The sequence below is a fragment of the Oceaniferula marina genome, assembly GCF_013391475.1.
Taxonomy (GTDB): domain Bacteria; phylum Verrucomicrobiota; class Verrucomicrobiia; order Verrucomicrobiales; family Akkermansiaceae; genus Oceaniferula; species Oceaniferula marina.
In genome coordinates this window covers 165,528-190,555 of the sequence record NZ_JACBAZ010000002.1, presented here as the reverse complement: position 1 = coordinate 190,555, position 25,028 = coordinate 165,528, and the positions used below count along the sequence as shown (strand labels likewise).

The window sequence follows — 25,028 nt, the reverse complement described above, 5'->3', positions numbered from 1 at the left end:
ATTGGGTTCATTTCGTAACCGTTCCAAGAACACTGGTATTAAGCTGTGAGGCACAGCCACTTCGCTATGCAATTTTGACATCAAACTATGAAACAGCACATGATCAAACACTTAACTATTTTAACAGCTCTTGCAGCCGGAACAACGCTAGCTCCTGCCGCCGTTATTTCTTGGGGAACAGCAACCGCTGTTGATGCCTCCGCTACAGGCGGTCTTCAAGTCAGCACCGCTGGCACGTTCGTGGAAGCCTTTAACGCAGGCGGCGGAACAACAGGGACCACTACAGTCAATGGTGTCGTCTTCACCAACACTGATACCGACCTTCTTAATAATCAGTGGAATGGTCCCGGAAGTCCGGTTATTGACGATGCATGGGAAGCGGGTGGCGCTGATGCTCATTACGACGCTCTTCTTTCAACCGCCGAATACGGTGGAGGTGGCGGATTTTTCACGATTGATCTTGGGGGAGGTAAGCTCTCGGACGGTCAGAAGTATGAGCTTCAAGTCTGGTTTGTAGAGGATCGTAGTGGTTTGGATGGTCGAGTGATGCATTTTAGCGACGCGAGTGCTGCGAACTTTGCAGATGTAAATGATCAATTTGTGATCGGCACCTTCACTGCCGATGGAACCAGCCAGACACTCGGTCTCGATGCCCAGGGCTTCGGCAATGCACACATCAGTGCTTATCAGCTTCGTGCGGTGCCTGAAGCATCCAGCGCCGCGCTGATCGGCCTCGGGGGACTCAGCCTGATTCTACGCCGCAAGAGGTAACACGCGTGGAACCACGCTGCACCATTCGTTTTAAAAATATACATCCCGTGCGTTTCCTAGGCACTTTAAAAACCAACAATCATGAAAAATCTACTCATCGCAACATCTTTCGGCTTACTCGCCTTATCGAATGAAACTGAAGCCGCTGTGATCACATGGGGCTCTGCCCAGAATACCACCGCGACCACAGACATCAGCACCAACGGATCTCTGGTCTTTGCCCGTGCAGAGGGAAATAGCGGGGGAGCCTCCGCAACAGTCAATGGAGTAACCTTTGCAGGAACCAATACACTGGGGGGTGCAACCGGTGGGATGCTGAGTGGAGCGACCACAGGCAATCCTGATTTTGATTTGCTACTCACTAACATCACCAGTGGAGGTGGAGCCGGTCTCATCAACTATGACCTGGGAGATCTGGCTATAGGGAAAACCTATGAAATTCAGGTCTTTTTTACCGACCAACGAACGAGTTTCAACAACCGGGTGATGCAGTTTGCCAGCACCGACGGAACCCATACCGGAGCAACCGTCAATGTTGCGGGTGATCCCAACCAGGACACATCATCACCGTGGGGACAATATGCCATTGGGACCTTTACGGTTGATGCAGATGGCACTCCTGATCTCACATTGGATCCTGATGGGTTCGGTAACTCCCACCTTACAGCCATCCAAGTTCGCTCGATCCCCGAACCATCCAGCGCCGCGCTGATCGGCCTCGGGGGACTCAGCCTGATCCTGCGCCGCAGGAAGTAAAATCACGCTTCAATCCACCCTTTTTTTTCACAGGCAGTAAGCATCCCTTACTGCCTGTTTTCGCCTCCAGCCTGAAGTCCACAATCCATCCCTATGAAACTCAACACCCTTTTCTCGGCTTCCACCATCCTGCTCGGACTAGTGACAGCGGCCACCGCAGCCCCGATCATCTGGCAGGCCGCTCAACATGCCACAGGTAAAAGCGACCTCATTGAAGGGAGCATCATCCTTTCCGCCAGCGGAGGCAGCGGAGCAAGCATCACTGGCGGAGGCAGCAGCGGCACCTCCACTTACGCCTTCACCAAGGCAAACTATGCGGATCTTACATTTACCCCGGTAGTCACCAGCAACGATGCCACCGCTTCCAGCACCACCAATAGCACCGGTGATACCAACTTTGACCAGATCATTGACAGCTTTTCCTACACCACCTCGGGAACAGCCGCTGGCGCCCAAACCATCAGCGGCCTGACCCCCGGACAACGCTACCGCCTCCAAATTTTCTTCAACGATCAACGCTCTGCCACCAGCTCACGTGTGATGAGCTATGGTGACGGCGAATCCAGCCCGAACACGGTCAACTTGACTGCGGGTGCTGGAAATTGGGGGCAATACGCGATCGGCACGTTCACTGCTGACGGCAACAGCCAACAGCTAACACACAAAGCAAACGGGTTTGCCAACCTTCACTACACCGCTCTGCTGGTAGTGGAGGATGAATCCGTCCCCTTGGCCACACTTAGCACCACAACCACCAGCGTATCCGCCCCCTTCACCGTCACCCTCACCTTTTCGGAGGCCATCACCGGTCTGGCCGAAAACGACTTCTCAGTGAGCAACGGATCGATCCAGCCCGGTAGCCTCAGCGGATCTGGCACAGACTGGTCCATGCTTGTGACACCCACGTCCAATGGTGACGTGACCATTCAACTTCCTGCAAACTCAGTGACCGATACCGATGGTGAAAACAACCAGAACCCGGCATCCGATATCTTGAGCATCACGTATGTCGCTCCCGGTAGCGAACAACCGACCCCCACGCTCTCCACAGCTGGCAATTCAGTTACCTCAGCCTTCACGGTGAACCTCACCTTCAATGAAGCCGTAACAGGGCTCGAACTTTCAGACTTCGATGTTCAGAACGCTTCTCTCTCCAATCTATCGGGAAACGGCAGCAACTACACTCTGCTCGTCACCCCTGAAGAAGCCGGTGATGTCACCTTGACTCTGCCTGCAAAACGCGTCACCGACACCGACGGCGACAAGCTAACAAACACCCACTCCAACACCCTGGTCGTCAACTACGCGCCCCCTGTCCCGGTTGCGATCTATGGACCGCTTACCTCTCCTACTCCGGAATTTGAAGTGCATCTGAGCTTCCCGGAAGCCGTCACCGGCTTGGATGCCAATGATTTCATTGTTCAAAACGGCAAGATCACCCAACTCAATTCCGGCGGCAAACGCAACTTCGCCAAGCGCTTTTTCTGTGCAACGGTCCAAGCGAACGCACCCGGAGCCGTTCAAATTTCCCTGCCAGCCGGAGTGGTAGCCAGCATCAGCCAAGCCGCCAGGGGAAATGCCGCATCCAACACCTTCACCACCAACTGCAGCGCCGATTTTGGTGAAACCTGGACGATTGACACCCAAGAGGAATGGTCCGCGAGCCAGCACAGCGCATCCAACCTGACTCTGGCGAACGGCATGCTCGAACCCACAGCCGATAACGCCTCGTTCAGCAGCACCGTCAAATCTTTCACCCGCAAACAGAAAGCCCTCACCATCAGCTTCGGGCAATCCCCCGTCTGGGACAATTGGACCGGCGTTCCCAATGTCGGAGCCTCAGGTGCCGGAGACGCCACCATCTTACTTCCACTGAGTGACAAGGATTACTACCACCTCGGGCGAGGCAGCACCGGTGGCTACCACGCTTGGCACAGCACCGACATGGTCAATTGGACCCACCACGGTCCGATCACCGCCCCTGTCCACCGCTGGGTTACCTCCGCCGAATACAAAGACGGCAAGTTTTACATCTACGTGGACCACCCGAACGACCACACCCCTCACCTCTACATCGATGACAACCTGAAAGACGGCATCATTGGCACCTTCATGGGCATGGCATTTAATGATCCCACCCACGGTTCCGACTGCAGTGTCTTCCGGGACAATGCCGACGGCCTGTTCCACATCATCCACGAAGACTGGACCCCGATCAAGGCATCCACCCACTCCTGGGACTCACCTCTGGCGGGGCACACCAGCAGTGAAGACGGCTTCACCGGCTTCCAGCCCGCCGAGCACCTGCCACCCATCGACCATCGAACTACCCCCACCGGCGAAATTGGCACCTACACCCACCCCCATGTTGCAGGCTCCCACATCAGTAACCCCTGCGAATACGAGATTCATAGCCCGGGACAAGATGCCTTCGGCGACTGGACCTCCATCAAGGTGGGTTCCCAGTATTACTTGTTCGCCGACTACGACGTCCATGGGGCCGGCATCAAATGCGCCCGCTTTACCAGCAGTTCAATCTACAAAGAGTTCACACTCGCCGGATCACTCGGAGGAGGACACCCCGACCCGACCGTCGGGTTTGCCGAAGGACAATTTTACCTCATCACCCAGCAATCGACCGATTACATCAGCCCCGGCCCTTGGGTCGACGGAGTCGAGGCCCGCGCCGGAGTAGACACCGATGGCGACGGAACCGTGGATCAGTGGACCACCTGGCAAAACGTTCAGGAATCCTACGATCACACCCCCGGCTACGCACGCGTGGTCAGCACCACCCCGGCCCAAATCGATCTCTCGGCCCTTCCCGAAGGCTTTGGGTTCCAATTTGAATTCCGGATCGATAACACCGTGGTCAGCGGCGTCTCCCCCATCATCGATAAAGTCAGCATGCAATTCAAACCCAGCCGCTTCCAACAATGGGCGAACGATGAGGAAACTACCGCCATTCCCGCTGCCGACCACAACAACAATGGTCTGGCCAATGTCATCGAATTTGCCCTCGGCATCACCCAACTCCCCGATCTCCACCCCGATGCCGATGGTAAGCTCGCCCTTACGGTCACCGAAGCGGGGCTTCAAGACGGCTACAGCCTCGACCTTGAATACAGCGCAGACATGCAAACCTGGCACCGGGCAACCGCCAACAGCTCACCCATCAAACAGGTCAGCGCGACCACTCAAACCAACGGCGATCTCACCCTCTCGTTTCAGTTTGTAGAAACCGTCAGCCATCACCTGTTTTGGCGCTTAAGGGTCCACTAATCATCAAACCAACCACAAGACATCCGCTCGCCCTCCGTCACTGAACCAAAGCGGGCATCTACTTTACCCAAAGAAAAAATAACATGAAAAGCTCATCGCACTCCATCCTGTTCAAAATATTCACAAGCGCACTGTTACTCGGTAGTCCGATGATTGCCACGACCAGCCATGCAGAAACAAACACGGCAAAATCAGCGGAACGCCCGAATATTCTTTTTCTCTATACCGACGACCAATCCTGGCAAACCATCGGGGCCTGGAACAATCCGGATATTCAGACACCCAACATTGATCGGCTCTACAGCCAGGGAACCACCTTCAGCCACGCCTTCAACATGGGTGCTTGGAATGGCGCCGTTTGCGTCGCGGCCAGGGCACAACTGGTCACTGGGCGAACGGTTTGGAACTGCGGTGGCAAAACAGCCGGCAACGGTCAATACCCGCTCTGGGGCCAACAATTCCGCAAAGCCGGCTATGATACCTTTATGACGGGCAAATGGCACAATGGTAACAAAACCCGAAGTATCAGCTATAGCCACCTGGGCAAGGCCGGAGGCGGCATGTATGGATCCACCGGCCTCAACGGCGAAGCCTACTGGCGTGACGGCTCACCCGATGAAAAATGGAGCCCCAGCGACCCAAAATGGGGAGGGCAATGGCGCAAAGTCAAAGATGAAAATGGCAAATCAACACCGATTCACTCCTCCGATCTCTGGGCAGATGAAGCCATTCAATTCCTAAAAAACACTGCCGAAAAATCAGACCGACCGTTTTTTATGTTTGTCGCATTCCATGCCCCGCATGACCCACGGCAGAGCCCCCAGAAATATGTCGATATGTATCCACTCGATAAAATCAAGGTGCCGGCAAACCACCTGCCGGAGCATCCGTTTTGCATCGGCGACCACCGGATTCGCGACGAAGTGCTCGCCCCATTCCCAAGAACCGAACAAGCCGTCAAACTTCACCTCCAGGAATACTATGCCATCATTTCTCACTGCGATGCCGCTATCGGCCGCATTCTTGAGCAACTGGAGAAAAGCGGCAAAGCAGACAACACCATCATCGTTTTCACCGGCGATCACGGACTCGCCGTTGGCCAGCACGGCCTGATCGGAAAGCAAAACCTCTACGATCACTCGATGCGCGTCCCCTTGATTTTTTCCGGGCCCGGTATCCCCAAAGGAAAAATCATACCTAAGCAAGTCTATTACCAGTCACTGGCTCCGACCACACTGGAAATGAGTGGCATCCCCATCCCGCAAACCTTTGAATTCAAATCATTACATCCCATGATCCAAGGTACAGAAGGATACCAGGGAGAAGATCGTATCATCGGGATGTACCGCGACTATCAACGAGCCATCCGCACGGAGCGCTACAAACTCATCTATTACCCTTATGCCGGAAATAAAATCACCCTGAAAGGAAAGGAATTCAAAGTTCAGAAACCCTATCAAGCACGCATCCAGTTGTTTGATCTGCAAAAGGACCCTCTGGAAATGAACAACCTCGCTGACAATCCTGAATGGACATCCATCAAAGACACACTCTTGTCCCAGCTAAAATCGGGAATGAAAAAACTCAACGATCAACAGAATCTGGATTCCCCTGTCGACATCCCCAATTACGGAAAAGTCTGGCGAACAAAAAAATGAAATACCTGTTCATTCACACAGACCACCTTGAATCCGATACGGGCAAGCTCTCCGCTAACAACACCGCAATAGAAGTTAGATCGTCTGTCGTTCTATCACAATGATTAGACGCGTTTTCGCAAACGCAGCATCTGGCCAATCGATCCCACATCCGAATATAACTCATACATAATCGCTCGCTATGTAAGCTGCAAGATCACAAGACAAAATCAACCATCAAAAGCAATATGAAAACAACCATCATCCTTGGCAGTCTGCTTGTAAGCTCCGGCTTGGCGAACGCTGCACTAACAAACCTAGTATTCAATGGCGGATTCGAATCTCCGGCACATACTCGAAATGACGGAACCAATCCCGAAGGCTGGACCGTGGTTGAAACAACGATCGGATCCAACACAGATCGTCAGGTAAGAACAAAAAACGAAAACGTTCATTCTGGCTCAATGGCATTGAACATGAACGGTGGAGGCTCCAGACCCGATGGCGAGCTTTATCAAACGGTGAACACTGAAATCGGCCAAATCTACAGGCTCAGCATCTGGGGGAGAACGGCATCAAATGCTTACGCACCGGGCAATATAAACTTCCAGCTCAGCCTACTAGACGGCGAGGGATTAGGAGGATCAACATTAGGCAGTTTGACAAGCACTGCGGATATGAACACCACTTACCAAGAGTACTCACTCAAATTCTCCGCAGCCTCTACAAAGACAACGATTTGGATCCAGGACATGTCGACTCTGACCGCCAACCTGGCCAGCAACGATATGCACCTCGATGATGTAAGCATCACGGCTGTTCCTGAGCCCAGTTCCACTACGTTACTCAGCCTCGGCGGACTGTCCCTCATTCTGCGCCGTCGCAAATAAAGAACCACTTTCCGTTCTGTTTTTCTAAACAACAAGGGCAGCGAGGTCACTCTTCACTGCCCGTTTTTTTCCAACACGAGAGACCACCACCCCATCAAATGCACGGCACTTTCACCATCATCAACTCGGCCCTCGTTTCCCTGTTCCTCCTTGGCCTGAGCCTCACCGCAGGTGCGGCAACCACACTAGACCTCACCACCAAACAAGAAGGCGTAAGCATTTATCAATCTTATACCGGTACTCCAGACGAACATGGGGTCTTGGAACAGATCCACCTCAAACTGCCTGCTTTCAAACAAGCGGTCTACTACCGTGGGCAATGGTGGCCGTATGGAGGCAACCGCGTCTACGGCGAGCTGCTTTCCGAAAAGTCCAAGGAAGGAGGACTCTTCGCCATTATCCAGCTCAACAAGCAGGATTACCTCGCAGTTCTCCCCTTGTGTGGAGATCACGCATGGGCATGGCTGGCTCCTCAACAGGACGAACTATACCTCAAGCTCGGCACCAAAGGCCAGGCCAGCGTGACCGGCAACATCCCGGTTGTCACTTGGGCCCGCGCCGCATCACCTTATGATGCCGCCCAACGCGCTTGGAAACAGGCCTCCGAGACCATTCAAATTCGTGGCAACATGAAATTGCGCGAAAACAAAACCTATCCTGAAATGTTCCAGTATCTCGGCTGGTGCTCATGGGAACATTTTCGAAAAAACATCAACGAGAAAAAACTTGTCGAGGCATTCCATACACTGGAAGCCAATGCCTTGCCTATACGTTACATGCTGGTTGACGACGGACATTTTGCCAGAGACACCTTGCTGCCGAATACCGCTTTTCCCAATGGCTACAAACCCCTCACCGACTTGCGCAATGATGAGGGCATCAAGTGGGTAGGTATGTGGCATGCGCTATTGGGCAATGCCGGAGGCATGCAAAAGGCCAAAGCGCCCGTTCCGGTGGATCATCTGGTCTCAACCCCAGCGACAAAAATAGCCGTTCCCAAGCCCAATGCCGCATCCATCAGCAAGTTCATAACGCACCTGACTTCTATTTCCAAACGCGATGACATCGACTTTATAAAAGTTGATTTCTACGGCAGTCTGCTGCCTCTTTATGCTGGATCCAAAGGCGGCGTGCCAGCCAGCTTCCCTGCCGACAACCACCACGCGCTGGACAACCCGTCCGCAGGAACCGCACTCTACGCCAGGGTCTTTCAAAAGGAAATCGACAAACAGTTTGACGGCTTACTCAACTGCAACTGGCACATTCCTCACTTTATTTTTAACTCGGGAGAAAGCAATGTCGGCCGCTGTGGTCCGGATTACAAAGTCAACAGTCCACGTGCCCGTGATGTCATATTCACCAGCTTCAGTTCAATTGCTTGGCTGGGGCATACGGCATGGGGAGATCACGATATGTTTCACTCCTCCGACAAGAAAGCCGGGCGGATGATGGCCATTTCAAAGGCTCTTTCCGGCGGGCCGATCTACCTCTCCGATCACCCCAAACACTTGATTCCTAATAAAGTCTGGCCGCTTTGCTACCAAGACGGTCAACTGATCCGCCCAATCGCACCGGGAGCGCCCGTGCCTGAGGATCTCTTCATGAATAGCCAGGACCAGAGGATGTATCGAACGATGGCACCGCTTGCAAACCGCTCCGTCGCGATCGCTTTTTACAACCTGCATAGCTATGACAAAAGCTCCAAGCAAGTTGTGCTTGAAAGTGTTCTCAGCAAAGATCTGTATGCAGCGGCATCAGCCATGATCCAGCCCTATCCCGGACCATGGGCAGAGCCTGTTGGCGGCCTGCTTTATTACGACCATCAGTCCAAGCAAGCCACAAAGCTTCCCGAATCAGGAACCAATATCCGCATTGCCGGCTTCGGCGAGCATCTGGTACAGCTCAGCCCGATTCAGAAAGGCTGGTCCGTCATCGGGCGCACCGACAAACACCTCTCCGCCGCCACGGTGAACATTAACACGATCAGTCAAAATCAACTCAGCCTGACTCTGCATGAGTCCGGCCCCTTTGCCATCTGGCTTGCATCCGGCCAACCCTCGGCCAAGGGAATCGAGTTCAAAAACAAAGGTAATGGCCTTTTCCTGGCAGACCTCCCGGTCAAAGCTGAAAAGCAAACTGTGGTGATTACCAAATCCCGCTAAAACGATCATTTTTCATCAACTCTGGACGTATTCCTTTGTTTGACATAAGTGAACGTACTGCGCTCCAAGCTGAGCATAATCCTCCGAAAATAAGAGACCATCCCATGCAACACCATCCCATCAAAAAAATGATCAAATTACCGGTCTTGCTAGCTATACTGCTCATGCCAGCCACAGGCATGGCCAAAGGTTACTGGGACAGTCCGGTGCAGATTAACGAGGTTGAGCCGAAGGACCGTATCTGCTTTGCGATGTATACGGTTCAGGGCCGGACCATGAAGATGATGGTTCAGTTCTATCCGCTTAAAAAGAATGAGAGCCGCCAGGTCTATCTCGAAGTGGAAAAAAACGGTAAATGGCAGCCTATTGCGACAGGTGAAATCCGCGAGAATTACTACACCAAAGGCAGTGAGTTTGAAGCACAGGCATGGAACCTGCTCTTCCGTATTGATCACTGGGATCACAGCAAGGACTTCAATTACCGCGTCATGGCTCTTGACGGAGTGGCCAAATACAACGGCATTATCCGCAAGGACCCGGTCGACAAAGAAGAGATTGTAGTTGCCGCTTTCACCGGCAACTCGCGCCACGACAAAGCCACCAGGATGGAGATGGTGGATCTGGTGAAAAAGCAGAACCCGGACCTACTCTTCTTTTCCGGAGACCAAGTCTACCACCACCAGCATCACCTCCACGAATGGCTTATCTTCGGCTCCGAATTCGGTGAACTGACACGCAACACCCCAGCCGTTTCGATCACCGATGACCACGACGTCGGCCAGGGTAACCTCTGGGGAGCTAATGGCAAAAAGTCTAGCAGACATGGAGGTGCCGACGGTGGCTACCTGCAGACGGCTCAGTATGTGAACGAAGTTCAATTCGCCCAGACTGCCAACCTGCCAGACCCCTTCGACCCAACTCCTATAGAACAAGGCATCGGCGTCTACTACACCTCCCTGAACATCGGTGGAGTGGACTTCGCCATCATAGAAGACCGGAAGTTTAAAAGTGCTCCGCTGCAGATTTTCCCGGACAGCAAGGGTAGACGTCCTGACCACCCGCAGGGAGTTAAACCGGAAAAACTCAATTCTTCCAAAGCGGCAATGCTAGGCAAACGCCAGCTGAAATTCCTTGAAGTCTGGGGCAATGACTGGCGCGGAGTCGATATGAAATGCGTGCTTTCACAAAGCATCTTCTGTCACGGGCACACTTCACAAAAAATGGATCTCGATACAAACGGCTGGCCGCAACATGGTCGTAACAAGGCCATCAAAGCCATTCGCAAGAGTTTTTCTTTCATGCTAGCCGGTGACCAGCATCTGGCCACCGTCATCCAGCACGGGGTCGATGAGTTCGGTGACGCAGGGTACTCTTTCTCGGTCCCCTCAATCGTCAATCACTATCCACGTGTCTGGAAACCGAAAAAAAAGGCCCTGCGCAAGGTCGGCCCCCTGCCCCGTGGAGGAGACTTCCTAGACGGTTTCCATAACAAGATCACCATGCACCGTTACGCCAACCCCGACGAAAATGTCCCGCCGATTGTCACCCGTAAGAAACAGACCAAACAGGCCACAGGACACGGCATCGTCCGCTTCAACAAAAAGACACGCAAGATCACCATGGAGTGCTGGCCGCGCGGCGCCGACTTCAAGCGAGGCGACTCGGAACAGTATCCCGGGTGGCCCATGACCGTCAGCCAAATGGACAACTACGGCCGCAAAGCAAAGGCATACCTGCCGACCATCAAAGTTACCGGAATGGAAAATCCAATTGTCCAGTTGATCGCAGAGGCTAGTGGTGAAACAGTCTATACCCTACGCATCAAAGGCGACACCTTCCGCCCGAAAGTTTTTGCCGATGGCAAGTATACCCTGATCGTCGGAGACCAAGGTAAAAACGAAAAGAAACTGCAGGGAATTGTCCCATCCAAGACAACAAGTGAAATCAAAGTGAATTTTTAAGAGATTGGAGATGATGTCGAGGTAGAAGAACGAGAAGAACGAATGCCAGTCTGGAGAAATCGCTTTATCCACCGACATCCCGTAGCACATCGCCCTCACCAATAGAGACGCCGATGATGTATTCAAGGTTTCAACGGCAAGCCTGCTTTGTTCCACGCTTTGATACCACCTTCAAGATGATAGAGATGAGTGAAACCCGCCTCTTGAAAGACAGTCAGGGCCCGGGAGCTGCGGTTACCACTGCGACAATAGATTAAATACGGTTTCTCCCGATCCAATGCCTCTACTTGCTGTTTAAACGAAGCCGATTGCACATCTAGATTACGTGCGCCCTCAATGGCACCCGAAACAAACTCATCAGGAGTACGCACATCAATCACGGTAATCTCCTTCGATGGATCGATTAACTTCGCTGCTTCCAACACATCCACATGTTGCACTTCAGCCCCCCTACCAGCGCCCTTGAGATCACGCTTCACACCACAGGCGGACAACAAGATCAGGGACAATAAACAAGCCATACCGTATTGAACCTTCATACCCAAGACCGTTCATCCGGCATTCCTTTTGTGCAACTCAAATAATCAATAAAAATCAGTAACAAGCTCCACGCCAACAACGTATTTGCCAAGGTCTCGTCTTGCGATCGGCTTGCCGACGCACCACCAACTTTTTCAATCTAGATTCACCCAAATCGAATGAAACCCATCAAACTCCTCACTCTCGCTCTCACTCTCACGCTCGGCACTGCGCACGCCGATGACTCATCCTTTGCCGATCACTTGGAATGGGTAGGTGTCGCCGTGCAGCAAAACGGCTACCACGTCTGGGGGTCTTCTCCCATCATCGGGGAAGACGGCAAAACCCACCTCTTCTGCGCCCGTTGGCCCATCAGCTCAAAGTTTGATCCCGGCTGGCGAGACACCTCGGAAATTGCCCACTACACCGCAGACAGTCCCGAAGGACCTTTCACCTTCTCGGACCTCGCGATCAAAGGCACCGGCAAAGCCACTTGGGATAAACGCGGCTACCACAACCCGGTGATCAAAAAGGTTGGCGAGCGCTATGTTCTGCTTTTCATCGCCAACGACGGATCCAACCCCCACCCCGCCAGCCAACGCATCGGTATGGCCACCTCCAAATCCCTCAACGGCCCATGGAAAAAAGTTGGCAAAGATGGCATGATCCTCGCCCCGTCCACCGATCCGAACCACTGGACCCACAAAGCGCGCAACGGCGTCAACAACCCCGCCTTCATTGCCCACCCGGATGGCAAATTTTATCTCTTTTACAAATCGAACAAATCAAAGATGGGGCTTGCCATCGCCGACAAACTGGAAGGCCCCTATCTCCACAACCCAAAACCTGTCACTGATAACAAGGTAGGTATCGAAGATGGTTACGCCTTCCTCATGGACGGCAAAGTCCGTCTGCTCACCACCGACAACCACGGAATCCTACGCAAAGGTGGTGGTATCCTCTGGACATCCGATGACGGCCAAACATTCAACCAAAAAGAAAAAGGCTTTCACCTGCCCCGCCACTACTGGCCCGCAGACTTCCAATATTCCCCGAAACGATACTATGGACCGGCCGAGCCCAAATTCGAACGCCCACAAGTGCTGGTGATCGACGGAAAACCCGCCTACGTTTATCTACCATCCGGCTCCAGCTTTATCGGAAGCGATGGAACCTGCTCATATGTGCTCAAGGTCAAACCATCACCATGAGACGGTTCTATCGATAGCATCGGCCACTCCCCGGTTCCCGAACCATCGTCGGCAGCTCTTCTGGGGCTCGGAGCCCTGGGGCTGAGTTTGTGTCGCCGTCGATAACTCCAATGCCACACTTTTTTCATTCGCCCGCTGGAAGTACTTCCCGCGGGCGTCTATCGTCTGCCCGCCTTGAATTCTCAGGCATTCTGAAGAAATTGATACAGCGCAAGGTCGCTGAATCTCGACAATCTATCAGCTTGTCTCGCGAGGATACTTGAAAAAAACCGTGACCAAGGACAGTTTAATGGCTGTCTATGAGCACAGATTGGCACCCCCCCTTGCCAACGCTAATTTTTACAGCACCGTTTCACGACACTTTCACACACAGAACCCATGATCTTCAACAATCGACATAAACTGGCAAACCTTCTGGGCCTGGCCACCTTGAGCATGAGTAGCCCCTTCGCTTTTGCAGCCGCCCCGGATGCCCCGGACTGGGAAAATGCAGAAATTTTCCAAATCAACAAAGAACCCGGGCGGGTCTTCTCCCTCCCTTTCGCCTCGAAAGAAGGAGCTCTCAAGAAAGACTGGCTGAAATCCGACTACGTACTTTCCCTCAATGGCACCTGGAAATTCAACTACGTCAAAAAACCAGAAGACCGGCCGGTCGACTTTTACAAAGAGAGTTTCGACGTTTCCAAGTGGGCCGATATCAAGGTGCCCAGCAACTGGCAACTTCAGGGCTTCGGTATACCGATCTACGAAAACGTGCGCTACCCCTTCATCAAGGACCAACCACGCGTCACCACCGAGCCTCCGAAGAACTGGACGGCCTACGAATACCGGAACCCGGTCGGCTCTTACAAACGCAGCTTCACTCTACCGGAAAACTTTAAAGATCGTGAGATCTTCGCCCATTTTGGCGGCGTGGAATCCGCCTTTTACCTCTGGATCAACGGCCAGAAAGTCGGCTACAGCCAGGGCAGTTACCTGCCGGCTGAGTTCAACATCACCAAGTTCCTCAAACCCGGCAAAAACACCATCTCCACTGAGGTTTACCGCTGGTCGGACGGTTCCTACCTCGAATGTCAGGACTTCTGGAGACTCTCCGGCATGTTCCGCGATGTCTTGCTCTATTCCACCCCATCCGTCGAACTGCGCGATTTTTCCTTCAAAACCGAGCTCGATGATCAGTATGAAAATGCCACGATCTCACTGACCGGCTATGTTCACAACTACGGCAAGACCTCCACAACAGGAGGGCTGACCGCCGAACTGCTCGACCCCGCCGGTCAAACCGTCTGGTCGGACAAAGAAGCCAATATCCACACCACCCCCGGCAAAGACAGCAAAGTGACCTTCCATGCCAAGCTCGACCAACCTGCCAAGTGGACAGCAGAGACTCCCAACCTCTACACCCTGGTGCTCAGCACCATGGATACTGCTGGAAAAACCACCTCCGTGCACCGCCACCAGGTCGGCTTCCGCAATATCAGCTTCAGCGACAAAGGTGAATTCCTGATCAATGGCAAGATGGTCATCGCCCGTGGGGTGAACCGCCACGAAACCGACCCCGACGACGGTCGGGCCGTCAGCCGCAAATCCATGGAGCGCGACATCGAACTCTTCAAGCAGTTCAACGTCAACTTCGTCCGCATGTCCCATTACCCGAACCACCCGTATTTTTACGAGCTTTGCAACAAGTATGGTATTTACGTGATGGACGAAGCCAACATCGAATCCCACGGCTACGGCTACGGTGCCGATTCCGTCTCTCACAAACCCAACTTCCGGGCCGCCCACATCGAGCGCGGCAAGCGTATGGCACTGCGCGACCGCAATCACCCGTCCGTGGTTTTCTGGTCACTCGGTAACGAAGGGGGCGCCGGCGACAACTACGCCGTCACCGGTGCAGCGATCCGCGAGCTCAATACCGGCATCCCGATCCACTACGAACGCTTCGGCCACGGATCCAAACACGACGACGTCGACTCCGTGATGTATCCGGGAGTCGGAAACCTCAACCACGAAGGGGCTAAAAAGACATCCCGCCCGTTCTTTGTCTGTGAGTATGCCCACGCCATGGGCAATGCCATCGGCCACCTCGATGAATATGTCGAAGCCTTTGAAAAGCATCCACGCCTGATCGGTGGCTGCATCTGGGACTGGGTTGACCAAGGCCTGCGGGTCAAAAACCGCAGTGGCAAACCGGCCCCCGACGGCAAGGAGTTTTTCTACGCCTACGGCGGAGACTTCGGTGACACCCCGAATTTCGGGGACTTCTGCCTTAATGGCGTGATCGACTCCGACCACAACCCGGTCGCCAAGTCCTATCAGGTCAAGTACTGCTACCAGCCTGCCGACTTCAGCTTCGAAAATGGCACACTCAAACTCCGCAACGAGTTCTTCCACATCGATATCGCCGAGGGTCATGAAATCCTCTGGCGGGTTGAAGCCAATGGAAGCGAACAAGCCAAAGGAAGCATCGAAGTGCCATCCACCCAGCCATGGCAGTGGAGTGATCTCAACCTGAAGCTGCCGAAGATCAATGCTCCGGCCGGCGCCGAGGTCTTCCTCAACGTGGCCCTCGTGCGTAAAGAGGATGCTCCCTACCTGGAAAAAGGGCACGTCGTTGCCTACGAGCAATTCGAACTGACATCCCCCGCGGCCAAACCGGTCAGCAATCTTGCCTCGCTGGGTAATGTCACTCTGGACAAGACCAGCGATAAAACCGTGCTTAAAGCACCCGGCGCCAAAGTCGCCTTCAGCATCGACAATCAGTCCGGCCTACCGGTCTCGTATTTCGCCAACGGCAAAGAATACCTCAGCTCCGGCACCTCCGTCCAGCCATGGTTCTTCCGCGCTCCGGGCAGCAACGACAAAGGCTTCAAAAACCGCTGGTATGGCAACGGCCTAAACCAACTCGAGCACGAACTCGTCAACCTGCAGGAAGTGAAAGTCGACGGAGCCAAGCAGCTGATCGTGAATGTCAAATCCACAGGTAATGGTGGTTTTTATATCGAAACCTCCACCGCTTACACCCTACTCGGTGACGGCACCCTGATCGTCGACAGTGTGTTCTCGCCATCGGATGAAAATGCCGAACTCCCTTACCGAGGTCATCGTTTCTACCTGAGCAAGGAGCTTGAAAACGTGCAGTACTTCGGACGCGGACCGGAAGAAAACTACTACGACCGCCGCAACAGCCAGAAAATCGGCCGCTACGAAACCACAGTCACGGACCTCTACGAGTCCTACGCCAAACCTCAGTTCAACGGCAACCGCGACCAGACACGCTGGCTCAGCCTGACTGATGACTCCGGCAAAGGCCTGCTCGTCAATGCCGCCACCGAAATGAGCTTCACCGCCCTGCACATGGACGACAACGGAATGGTCGACATCCGTCACCCGGAGGACATCAAGGTGCTCGACGACGTCGTGCTCACCCTGAGCGATAAGAGCTTCGGCCTCGGCGGAAACTCCTGCGGGCCCGGCACCATGGGCCAGTACCAGCTCAAGGGTAGCGCCACCTTGCGCTTCAGCCTGACCCCGGTCAGCAGCACCAAAGAGGCTGCCGACAAAGCTCTGCGCAGCCTTCCGGTCGGACCGTCCGTCATCCTGAAACGCGCCGGAGGATCCGAGGCAAACTTCAGCATCTCCGATGGCTCGGAGGCGGCGATCAACTACGCCCAAAACGGCAAAAACATGGGTAAGGTCACTCACGGCCAGCCAATCAAACTCGGCAAAGGCGGCACTTTCATCGTTAAGGCGGAGACCACCCGCGCCATCCCCGGCGTGCGCACCCAGCGTGAGTTTGAAAAACTCGTCGGTCGCGAAGGATGGACTGCCAAAGCCTCCAGCGAAGAAGCCGGTGGTGAAGATGCCAGCAAGGTGCTCGACGGCAAACTCAACACCCACTGGCACACCCAGTGGCGCAACAACGTGCCAAACCATCCGCACACACTGAGTATCAACTTCGGGGAAGCCCTGACATTCAAAGGAGTCAAACTCACTGGCCGCAGCGACGAACCGAACGGACGATTCAAACAAATTGATATCGAAACCAGCAGCGATGGAAAAAACTGGAAAAAGGTGAAATCCGCCAGTCTGCCGAACACCAGTAAACCACAGAATGTGACCTTTGGCAAAACCGTCAAAGCATCCCACATTCGGATCATTTCCCGTTCCAGCTACGGTCCTCAGAAGGAGTTCGCTTCACTCGCCGAGTTCACCATTATTGAGTAGGTTTAATCCGAAGCGACTTTATTCGATCACTCACTTATACCAATGTTGAGTTGGTATGACAATCCCCTGCCAAATGGCGGGGGATTTTTTTGCTCATGAAACATGGCTGATTTCGTTCGTCGGTATCCAGACCGCGGAAGACTCAAACGACCTACCCTCCAACATCACAAGGGTAGGGCGGATTGGCCTCAATCCTCCGTCGTTACCAAAGCAATCCCACCTCCAGCCCCGATTGCACCCGTTAAAGCGAGTTCATCGACGGCGGATTGAGGCCAATCCGCCCTACCGAATACCGTGCACGAGTCACTAAAACATGAAGGGATAAAAGGCATCACCGGGCAAGGCCCTCCGCGGCTTTGGCGATCCAAGAGGGGTCACCGTAAACACCCGCTTTTGTAAAATCAAATCGCACAAATCCGATTTGCTTTAACAGCTCTTCATTCTGTGGAAAATAATCACCCTCCTCCGCATTTCTGAATTGTGGATCTCCAATCACACTTTTTGTTCCCCGGCCACTCTTGCGCCACGCCTCAAGGGAGGTGCCACCAAACATCTTGGATGCTTTAGCCAGCAGAGTAGCCTTTCTCGGGAACCAAATCAGATTGTGGTTCATCTTGTTCTGTATCTTGAGAAACGGTCCGCGATAAAGCGTGCCGCGGTCAAAGGCAATGATGTTACGGCTGAACTCAAACGAAAGGTGTTTCTCAGGCCGTGTCGCCTGCACCTGATAGAGTTTCGCATCGGCAAAGATATTGTTTCGTATCACATTCTTCTTTCCATAATGCTGGTGAAAGCCACCACACTTGGTCCGGTAAACCAGATTGTTTTCCATCCGGATGCCGGTGCTTCCTTCGTCGGTATACAATCCCCAGCCACCGTAACTGTAGCTTTCGATATCATGCACCACATTACCCGACACTTCGGTGCCAGGGCTAACACCCAGCGTGTACACCGCCCCCATGTCACTGAGCAAGCCATGCCCCAGATGATGGATGTGATTGTTTAGAATCTTGTTATGATGGGTATGGCTTTTCCCATATCCCCAAGTCCAGCCAACAGATACTCCGGTATAATAAAAGTCATTGATCTCATTGTGGGTGACCCGATTGTGCGAACTCTGCCCAATCCACACCCCCACGGCACAGGGCAGCAGACGCCCACCCCGGCGAATAATGCAGTTATCCACCACCACCTCGGATGTTGGCGACTGACTGCGGGTATGCATTTCCCCAATCCGCACGCCCCCACCACCGAGATCCTCAATCAAACAATGCTCGATACGACACGACTGACAATTTTCACGAAACCAAATCGCATGCCTACCCATCTGGGAAATGCCACCATTCCTAAACACAAGCTGTTTCGCATGATCCACCATAATCGCAGCGTCCACTTTGGCTGCAGCCTGGTTCGGCGGCATGCCATTCGGCAAATTCAAGCGGGAGTGCATCCAGCGGAAGCCGTCAAATTGCACATGGCTAACCGGATTATCTTTTTCCCCCTGAATGACGAGCAACTTTTCCAACTGAGGAGCCACCACCTCCGTCTTTCCCGGCATCTCACCCTCCCGGGGAGCATAACTCAAGGTTCTTCCCTGCAGCATCCACTGCCCTGCTTGTAAACGCTCTCCCTCAACATTCTGAAAAAAGAAGCGTGTCCCCTTTTTCCACGGATTCCAGGATTTCATCCCTTCGCCACTGGTAGTGATCGAGCTTTGGCCCCGATCAAAATGCAACTTCGAACGCAGCGTGCAATCCCACTTGTGCAAAACCACCATCCGCGCCTGATCCAAATTCACTCCGGCCAGTTGCTTCAACGTCTGAGGATCCAACGCGACCGTCTGGGTCGCCTTCTCCGGATACCGCTTATTAGTCCCCACCTTGTCCACTTTCTGCTGCACCCCCTGCATGACAAAAAAACCATTGCGCGGAAACCGTGCAGGCTCCGCCCGTTTGCCATCGACAAACAACTGATCGACATGAAAACCCTTCGGCAATTCACACACCCACTTCCCCGAAGCGTCCGGCTTCATTTCCGGCAGGAACTTGGCTGAGCTAAAGGACGTCCGTTCCGGGTCTTCGACCTTGAAAATGACGGGGCGCTTCTCCGTCCCACTATCTGCGGGGGTGATCAGCACCGGACGATCCAGCACCCAGCGCCCGGGAGGGATGCTCACGACCACCGGTCCGGATCCTTCTTTTGCCTTCAGAGCACGCGCCTGTTGCAGCCATTGATCCATCGCTTCCGACCCGTTTTTTACGGCAGCCTGCTCCGCCGGACACACACCCGTCAAAACCGCAGCTATCAACACCCAAGACAAGCGCTTGCCACACCTCTGCTCGGACCTCCGGTCAAATGATACCCATTGCATATCAGACCTACGCCCACAAGGCTCCGGCTTTATCAAATCAGAAACAAGCATTCCCAGTTCTTCAATAGTGGACAAAACTAATCAGCCTCTACCCGGTAAAGTCCCACGACTGCGGAACGGTCGATATCCAGGTCAACGGTAAGCGCGTCGTGCAGGACTGGGACGGCTATGCACAAGCACCCAAATCCGCCCCCCTCAAACTCGGTAAACACCAGCCCGACGGCAACCTAATCAAAATCCAGTTTGTCGTCACCGGTAAAAATAAGAAGTCGAGCAACACCTTCCTTGGCATGGATTGCATCGTGTTAGAATAGATAAATTCAATCAATTGCCATCCTATCACTTCATGAGCCCTTGACCAGATCTCCTGCCAAGGGCTCATTGCGTCTGAGTAAACAATTCAAAAGATCGCTACAAACAACATATCCCGTATCCGCCTTAACGTCTACGGCGTAACACAAGCGAGATCGCTCCGAGACCGATCAAGGCAAAGGACGATGGCTCAGGAACAACTTCGATGGACACATTATCAATCATCAAATCGCCGGATTGAAATGCGGCGTCACGGGTTTCGCCAATTCGCAACCAAACTTCATCACCTTCTGACAGGCCACTGATATCAAAACTTCCTACGCTCACACCATTCTGCCGTGAAGTATTCCCCCTCTCATAGGTGAGACCCATCGCCACGGCATCAAGCACGATCGTATGCTGGCTGGGAAGGCTTGCATCAATGTCGGACCCATTGGCTGCCGAGCCAAAGGAACCAACGTAAAAGTCCCACTGCGAGCTATTGCTCTCACCATCACTTTTTTCAGCAAAGTCTGCGGTAAGCTGAAGTTGACCCAAAGCGATATCGGCAGCACTCACCGTTCCAAGACTTTGATAGATATAACCCATGGTCGTGGAGCCTCCATCCATCAACAACAAAATCGCATCTCCTCCATCATCAGGATTCGATGTGGAGGCGCTGCTCCAGCTTCCTTCGACCCAATTCGCCGTCCCGCTTTCAAACCAGCCACCGCCATCGACGACACCACCATTGCGATTGGATGAGCCGAACCCTCCATTTGTTAGTGAGATCGCCGCTTGTGAAACGGCCAGGCTTCCGGCCATGGTGGCAAGAACCGTCCATTGTTTGTTCATTTTCATCATTGGATATTGAGTTGTATAGTGAGTTGTATAGTGATTCAAAGGGCTCGTTACCGTTCAGCACAACAAGCCATTATTCTCACATTTCTCTCGCCTACCCAATCTGACATTCTTTTTGAAAAAAATGAACATCGATTGCGGAGGGGCTATTTCACCAAGTGGATGCTCAAATCATCCACAAACACCTCCGAACTCCCTTTCCGGTTTTCAAGAGTGAAGGTCACTGCCTTTCCCGTGACATCCAGCTTAGCTCCTCGGGTCTGTCCGGGGTCCACATCACTCGGAAAAAACTCCAGAGAATCCTCCGGCAACTGAAGCTCCACGGTGAGCCGTTGCCAGCCACCCGTTTGGATCATTATATTCTGATGCCATAATTCATACTGCTTCATCTCCGGTTTGATATTTTTAACAAAACGTAAGGCGGCACGCAACGGAACCGGACGCTCGCCATCCACAAGCGCCCAGCCTTCCAAACGCATCCGCATTCCCTTTTCTGCGGTAAGCGCCTTGCCATCACTCATCATCAGTAGTTGGGTCAGATAGCCCTTGGGTTGAATCAGAGCCACATGGTCACCGGACTTTGCCTGGTACCGTCCATCGGAAAACCGCTCTAAATCACAAAGTTTCGTATCCCTCGATAAAAAGTGATCCTGCCAACCTAGCAAGGTGTAACTCAAGGCATCGTCGTCATCAGCCAAACTGGTCTGCTCAAAATCCTGATTTTTCACTAGGAGAACCGGGGCATCCATGACATGCAAATCTGACCCTGCGTTCATCTCGCGCAGCAAGCCATAGAGCAAGAGTGCCAGCAACAACACAATGATACCCGCGGCCCACAACAAACGCTTGCGCAAGATCGAAGCCTCCAATAAGTCCGGCGGAATCTCCAACATCTTTCCTGTGGCCGCGTTGCCAATCCGCACGACTCGACCAACACGTGAAACAAAGCGAGGCAAGCCCCTCACCCGCTGAAACACCATATGACGTTTCTCAAGCACCTCCACCCGCACCGGTGTCACCACCTCTTGGATTTCTGCATGGAAGCGCAAGCGATCTGCGCAATACCTCTGGGCTTGCACATCAGCTAGCAGCCATTGTTCAAGTTGGGCGGTTTCAGCCTCGGAAAGCTGACCGTCCAACATGCCATCCACCAGAGTGATCAGAGCGTCACTCGGTTCAAATGCAGACACCACTGTGATTTCATCCTTCATACACGATCTTTCTCCGCTCGCCGTTCCACACACTGCCGCAAGGCCGTTCTGATACGTTCAAGCTGCTTGTAGATAGCAGCCATCGTCCTGTTCTGCTGCTTTGACAGTTTCTGCAAAGCATTCTCTTGATTCGCGTCGTAGCGAGCTTCAATCAGTGCGCGTTGTCGCTCGGGCAGACCGTCCATGCAGACTCTCAGGGCTTCCGTGCGGTCGCTTCGATGATCATCTCCAGAATCATCAGCCTGAGCCGCCAGCACCGCAAGGCGCTCGGACAACTCCGGGGATAAACTCAAATGCTTGGCAGGCTTGTTTTTTTTCAGCCAACTCAATGCCTTGAAGCGAGCACTGGTAAAGGCCACCTTCCGAAAATCTTCCTCGCTCCAGTGCGGCTGCCGTTTGTTCCATAGCACCAGACATGTTTCCTGCAAACAATCCTCAACCGCAGCATGATCACGCAAAAAAGAACCAAGGTATGCTCGTAGAGATGTCATCGTCGCAAGATAATGCTTGGTAAATGATAGCGCGTCGTCCTCCACGGCGTGCTGAAGCAAGCCAGACTCCGGGGCATGCAGAGGCAACTCCCTCCCATCACGGGACATGTCAGCGTCATCAACATCCTGCTCAGCCATACGCAGTCAAACTACGAGCACCCGTCATTATTTCAATTCAATTGATCTGGACGGCACGTGCCTCTTCCTCTCGGGCATCCATGTAGGAACCTCCTTGCGTCCGTCTTCGATCCGATTCTGCTCCAGCTTCAGTCCGGCACTGTTATGCAGCGAGATCATCTGCTTCACTTCCTTGGGAAGCGGACCTCGCATCCAGAACCGATTTCCACGAAGCTCAATCCCCTCCGTCGACTTCGCTTGCAAAGCCCGCTTGCCGCGCATCACAAACATGTTCTCCAACACCTTGATGCCCCGATGCACCGGACCTGCATGTTTTCGGTTCTCAGGATGTATCCTGATCACAGGCTCGCCACATTCATCAAAAAGGTTCCCTTTGATGGTTAAATCTTTCACCCCACCCGACTCAAACCACGACCCCGCGTCACAGGCGACCAACACAGCCGACATTTTCGTTCGGAAAAATCGATTCCCTTCGATTCGAATCGGTTTCGGCGTGCTCAAGAGAATTCCCCGTGTCGGTATCCCCCGAATATCGCAACCTTCTAACACCACCTCCGGCGTCCAGGTCAGATTCTCAAGCGTATCCTTCCCCAGCTGCACCTCGTCGGGCACTTCACGATCCATGGTTAAAATCAGCTCCCGATCATTCAACCTCTGAACCTTTTTCACCTTCGATGCTCCGATAGGTAACATCGAGTCTCGATGGATGTATTGTACCTCATCGCCCGGGTAGAACGGCTGAAACCCCCAACTCTGGGCATGCATAAAGCGCACCTTGACTCGTTTACTCCCTTCTTTGGATAAAACCCGCAAATACGTTCCATGCACATTCAAGGCATCGTCATGGGCATGGGTCAGCACACTATCGGAAATCCGAATGGTTCCCTTGCAACCTGAAAAATGGGTGATGTCCGCCGACGACGCATTCGTCCGACCTCGGTTCGGGTCCGGAGCGACCACCAGACGACCAAAGCTGATGTTCTCACTGAACTGCCCCAAAATGCCAAATCCATGCATCGCCCGCACCGTGACATCCTCGAATGCCACATCCTTGCAGCGGTGAATCCACATTCCCACCGCATCACGGCGGGTATTGCGGAGCTGATACGTGCGGCCAAGCACCACATGCTTAAGTCCATTTTTCTCCGACTTCATTTCAAAGCGGAGCTTTCTGCCCCCAAGATCCACAATCGCACTGGCACCGGATGTCGGATCGCCCGCCCTCCAGGTCGTTTCGCTGCTGTGGTCGTAGTGCTGCACCATGTTGTGCCGGGTTTCCCAGCCCTCGCCAACCCAGATCAGCTGCCTGCCTTCAATCCGATACCACGAATCCTCGTGCACTTCAGCAAGCCAGTAATCCTCGCCTTTTTCGACCGCCGTCATCTCTGACATCGTCGGGCGTTTGAAATCGAACTCCACCCCCCGGATCTTCAGATTCTCACATTGCTCCGCCACCAGCATCGTCATCTTGCCCCGCATCATCAGCTTGGCTCCTGCACCCTCAATCGTCAGATGATCGATACCTTGCAAATCGAGCGCCACGGTCTTGGTGCCATCGCTATTCGACTCCGTACTATTACTGGTGAAACATTTACGCCGGTGGGCCTTATCCGGGAAAAAATCATACACCCCGGCTGGAACCCGCAAGGTCACGGCACCGTTCTGTTTTTTGGCTGCAGCAAAAGCACGCTGAAATGCCGGGCATGCATCCTCACCCGAGTCCGCTAACGCGCCAAAATCCCGCACATTCAATTCCACGGCCATCGCACAAGATGAGACAGCTGTCAAGACAGCGACCACACGGCACAAACTCCACCTCAATCCTTGAATTCCTTTGTTCATCATTCTGCCATTTCACAATTCGTGTTCCATCACCTCCGTCATGCTTCGGCGACACTCCACCCTGACATTTCCCGAGAATGGCTCATCTGACAAAAAACAGTAATTCTTATCAAAAGCATCATCCCTCTTACTCGTTCAAGGGGCCTCCGTGTTAGGTATCAATTTTAACAACAACGACGGAGTCGGAGGCTCAAGAACCGGGTGCCGGCTCCTTTGGAGCAACATGGACTGACATCAAAGCCTGATTTGGAAGGCCACGGTAAGGGATGCCATGCCGAGCCTCTCTGTATCGCAAAACACCATTGACATCATACTCCTGCTTGCTCTAGTATGCGAGTCAGCTCATTTTTTTAATATGACGCATTTGTTGTCATAAACATCATGAGCCATCAAAAACATACAAC

17 protein-coding genes are annotated in these 25,028 nt (G+C 53.3%); 11 read left to right on the top strand and 6 right to left on the bottom strand.

Features of this window, described 5'->3' with window-relative positions; translation table 11 throughout:
- Positions 1 to 99: 99 nt before the first annotated feature.
- The 7 genes from HW115_RS05380 to HW115_RS05350 all read left to right on the top strand — a co-directional run bounded on the left by HW115_RS05380 (position 100) and on the right by HW115_RS05350 (position 11,459).
- On the top strand, positions 100 to 771 hold the full coding sequence (locus tag HW115_RS05380; RefSeq protein WP_178931573.1) for a PEP-CTERM sorting domain-containing protein: 672 nt from the start codon (positions 100 to 102) through the stop codon (positions 769 to 771).
- An 81-nt stretch (positions 772 to 852) separates the two neighbouring features.
- On the top strand, positions 853 to 1,527 hold the full coding sequence (locus tag HW115_RS05375) for a PEP-CTERM sorting domain-containing protein (protein ID WP_178931572.1): 675 nt from the start codon (positions 853 to 855) through the stop codon (positions 1,525 to 1,527).
- Positions 1,528 to 1,620: 93 nt separating this feature from the next.
- The gene (locus HW115_RS05370) at positions 1,621 to 4,809 is read left to right on the top strand and encodes an Ig-like domain-containing protein (protein WP_178931571.1); all 3,189 of its coding nucleotides are present in this window, start codon (positions 1,621 to 1,623) and stop codon (positions 4,807 to 4,809) included.
- Between the two features lie 83 nt (positions 4,810 to 4,892).
- Complete coding sequence (locus tag HW115_RS05365) at positions 4,893 to 6,467, top strand: sulfatase family protein (RefSeq protein WP_227021298.1); 1,575 nt, start codon at positions 4,893 to 4,895, stop codon at positions 6,465 to 6,467.
- 227 nt (positions 6,468 to 6,694) lie between these two features.
- Positions 6,695 to 7,336: a carbohydrate binding domain-containing protein gene (locus HW115_RS05360; protein ID WP_178931570.1), complete on the top strand. Its 642-nt coding sequence runs from the start codon at positions 6,695 to 6,697 to the stop codon at positions 7,334 to 7,336.
- Between the two features lie 98 nt (positions 7,337 to 7,434).
- Positions 7,435 to 9,498: a Sip1-related alpha-galactosidase gene (locus tag HW115_RS05355; RefSeq protein WP_178931569.1), complete on the top strand. Its 2,064-nt coding sequence runs from the start codon at positions 7,435 to 7,437 to the stop codon at positions 9,496 to 9,498.
- A 164-nt stretch (positions 9,499 to 9,662) separates the two neighbouring features.
- On the top strand, positions 9,663 to 11,459 hold the full coding sequence (locus HW115_RS05350; protein ID WP_178931568.1) for a metallophosphoesterase family protein: 1,797 nt from the start codon (positions 9,663 to 9,665) through the stop codon (positions 11,457 to 11,459).
- A gap of 122 nt (positions 11,460 to 11,581) precedes the next feature.
- Here the strand turns inward: HW115_RS05350 and HW115_RS05345 are convergent, their stop codons facing one another.
- Positions 11,582 to 11,998: a rhodanese-like domain-containing protein gene (locus HW115_RS05345; RefSeq protein WP_178931567.1), complete on the bottom strand. Its 417-nt coding sequence runs from the start codon at positions 11,996 to 11,998 to the stop codon at positions 11,582 to 11,584.
- A gap of 159 nt (positions 11,999 to 12,157) precedes the next feature.
- Here HW115_RS05345 and HW115_RS05340 point away from each other — a divergent pair, with 159 nt between their 5' ends.
- The 3 genes from HW115_RS05340 (at position 12,158) to HW115_RS05330 (ending at position 17,419) form a co-directional block, all read left to right on the top strand.
- Complete coding sequence (locus HW115_RS05340) at positions 12,158 to 13,189, top strand: glycoside hydrolase family protein (RefSeq protein WP_178931566.1); 1,032 nt, start codon at positions 12,158 to 12,160, stop codon at positions 13,187 to 13,189.
- Between the two features lie 9 nt (positions 13,190 to 13,198).
- Positions 13,199 to 13,294, top strand: coding sequence for a PEP-CTERM sorting domain-containing protein (locus HW115_RS20315; protein WP_178932117.1), 96 nt, complete (start codon positions 13,199 to 13,201; stop codon positions 13,292 to 13,294).
- A 330-nt stretch (positions 13,295 to 13,624) separates the two neighbouring features.
- Complete coding sequence (locus HW115_RS05330; protein ID WP_178931565.1) at positions 13,625 to 17,419, top strand: glycoside hydrolase family 2 TIM barrel-domain containing protein; 3,795 nt, start codon at positions 13,625 to 13,627, stop codon at positions 17,417 to 17,419.
- Between the two features lie 331 nt (positions 17,420 to 17,750).
- Here HW115_RS05330 and HW115_RS05325 read toward each other — a convergent pair whose 3' ends face one another.
- Positions 17,751 to 19,790: a right-handed parallel beta-helix repeat-containing protein gene (locus HW115_RS05325; protein ID WP_178931564.1), complete on the bottom strand. Its 2,040-nt coding sequence runs from the start codon at positions 19,788 to 19,790 to the stop codon at positions 17,751 to 17,753.
- A 149-nt stretch (positions 19,791 to 19,939) separates the two neighbouring features.
- Here HW115_RS05325 and HW115_RS05320 point away from each other — a divergent pair, with 149 nt between their 5' ends.
- A complete protein-coding gene (locus tag HW115_RS05320) occupies positions 19,940 to 20,104 on the top strand; it encodes a hypothetical protein (protein ID WP_178931563.1) in 165 nt (54 codons plus the stop codon).
- Between the two features lie 124 nt (positions 20,105 to 20,228).
- Here HW115_RS05320 and HW115_RS05315 read toward each other — a convergent pair whose 3' ends face one another.
- The 4 genes from HW115_RS05315 to HW115_RS05300 form a co-directional block, all read right to left on the bottom strand.
- Entirely contained in the window at positions 20,229 to 20,936 is a 708-nt protein-coding gene (locus HW115_RS05315) for a PEP-CTERM sorting domain-containing protein (RefSeq protein ID WP_227021297.1), read from the bottom strand.
- Between the two features lie 152 nt (positions 20,937 to 21,088).
- The gene (locus HW115_RS05310) at positions 21,089 to 22,153 is read right to left on the bottom strand and encodes a hypothetical protein (protein WP_178931561.1); all 1,065 of its coding nucleotides are present in this window, start codon (positions 22,151 to 22,153) and stop codon (positions 21,089 to 21,091) included.
- A complete protein-coding gene (locus HW115_RS05305) occupies positions 22,150 to 22,782 on the bottom strand; it encodes a sigma-70 family RNA polymerase sigma factor (protein ID WP_178931560.1) in 633 nt (210 codons plus the stop codon). The genes HW115_RS05310 and HW115_RS05305 overlap by 4 nt, the downstream gene beginning before the upstream one ends.
- Before the next feature lie 27 nt (positions 22,783 to 22,809).
- Entirely contained in the window at positions 22,810 to 24,627 is a 1,818-nt protein-coding gene (locus HW115_RS05300; RefSeq protein WP_178931559.1) for an alpha-1,3-galactosidase-related protein, read from the bottom strand.
- Positions 24,628 to 25,028: the final 401 nt, after the last annotated feature.

Coding starts and splice junctions, on each gene's coding strand:
- HW115_RS05380 (WP_178931573.1), top strand. CDS start 100: ATGATCAAACACTTAACTATTTTAACAGCTCTTGCAGCCGGAACAACG.
- HW115_RS05375 (WP_178931572.1), top strand. CDS start 853: ATGAAAAATCTACTCATCGCAACATCTTTCGGCTTACTCGCCTTATCG.
- HW115_RS05370 (WP_178931571.1), top strand. CDS start 1,621: ATGAAACTCAACACCCTTTTCTCGGCTTCCACCATCCTGCTCGGACTA.
- HW115_RS05365 (WP_227021298.1), top strand. CDS start 4,893: ATGAAAAGCTCATCGCACTCCATCCTGTTCAAAATATTCACAAGCGCA.
- HW115_RS05360 (WP_178931570.1), top strand. CDS start 6,695: ATGAAAACAACCATCATCCTTGGCAGTCTGCTTGTAAGCTCCGGCTTG.
- HW115_RS05355 (WP_178931569.1), top strand. CDS start 7,435: ATGCACGGCACTTTCACCATCATCAACTCGGCCCTCGTTTCCCTGTTC.
- HW115_RS05350 (WP_178931568.1), top strand. CDS start 9,663: ATGCCAGCCACAGGCATGGCCAAAGGTTACTGGGACAGTCCGGTGCAG.
- HW115_RS05345 (WP_178931567.1), bottom strand. CDS start 11,998: ATGAAGGTTCAATACGGTATGGCTTGTTTATTGTCCCTGATCTTGTTG.
- HW115_RS05340 (WP_178931566.1), top strand. CDS start 12,158: ATGAAACCCATCAAACTCCTCACTCTCGCTCTCACTCTCACGCTCGGC.
- HW115_RS05330 (WP_178931565.1), top strand. CDS start 13,625: ATGAGTAGCCCCTTCGCTTTTGCAGCCGCCCCGGATGCCCCGGACTGG.
- HW115_RS05325 (WP_178931564.1), bottom strand. CDS start 19,790: ATGCAATGGGTATCATTTGACCGGAGGTCCGAGCAGAGGTGTGGCAAG.
- HW115_RS05315 (WP_227021297.1), bottom strand. CDS start 20,936: ATGAACAAACAATGGACGGTTCTTGCCACCATGGCCGGAAGCCTGGCC.
- HW115_RS05310 (WP_178931561.1), bottom strand. CDS start 22,153: ATGAAGGATGAAATCACAGTGGTGTCTGCATTTGAACCGAGTGACGCT.
- HW115_RS05305 (WP_178931560.1), bottom strand. CDS start 22,782: ATGGCTGAGCAGGATGTTGATGACGCTGACATGTCCCGTGATGGGAGG.
- HW115_RS05300 (WP_178931559.1), bottom strand. CDS start 24,627: ATGATGAACAAAGGAATTCAAGGATTGAGGTGGAGTTTGTGCCGTGTG.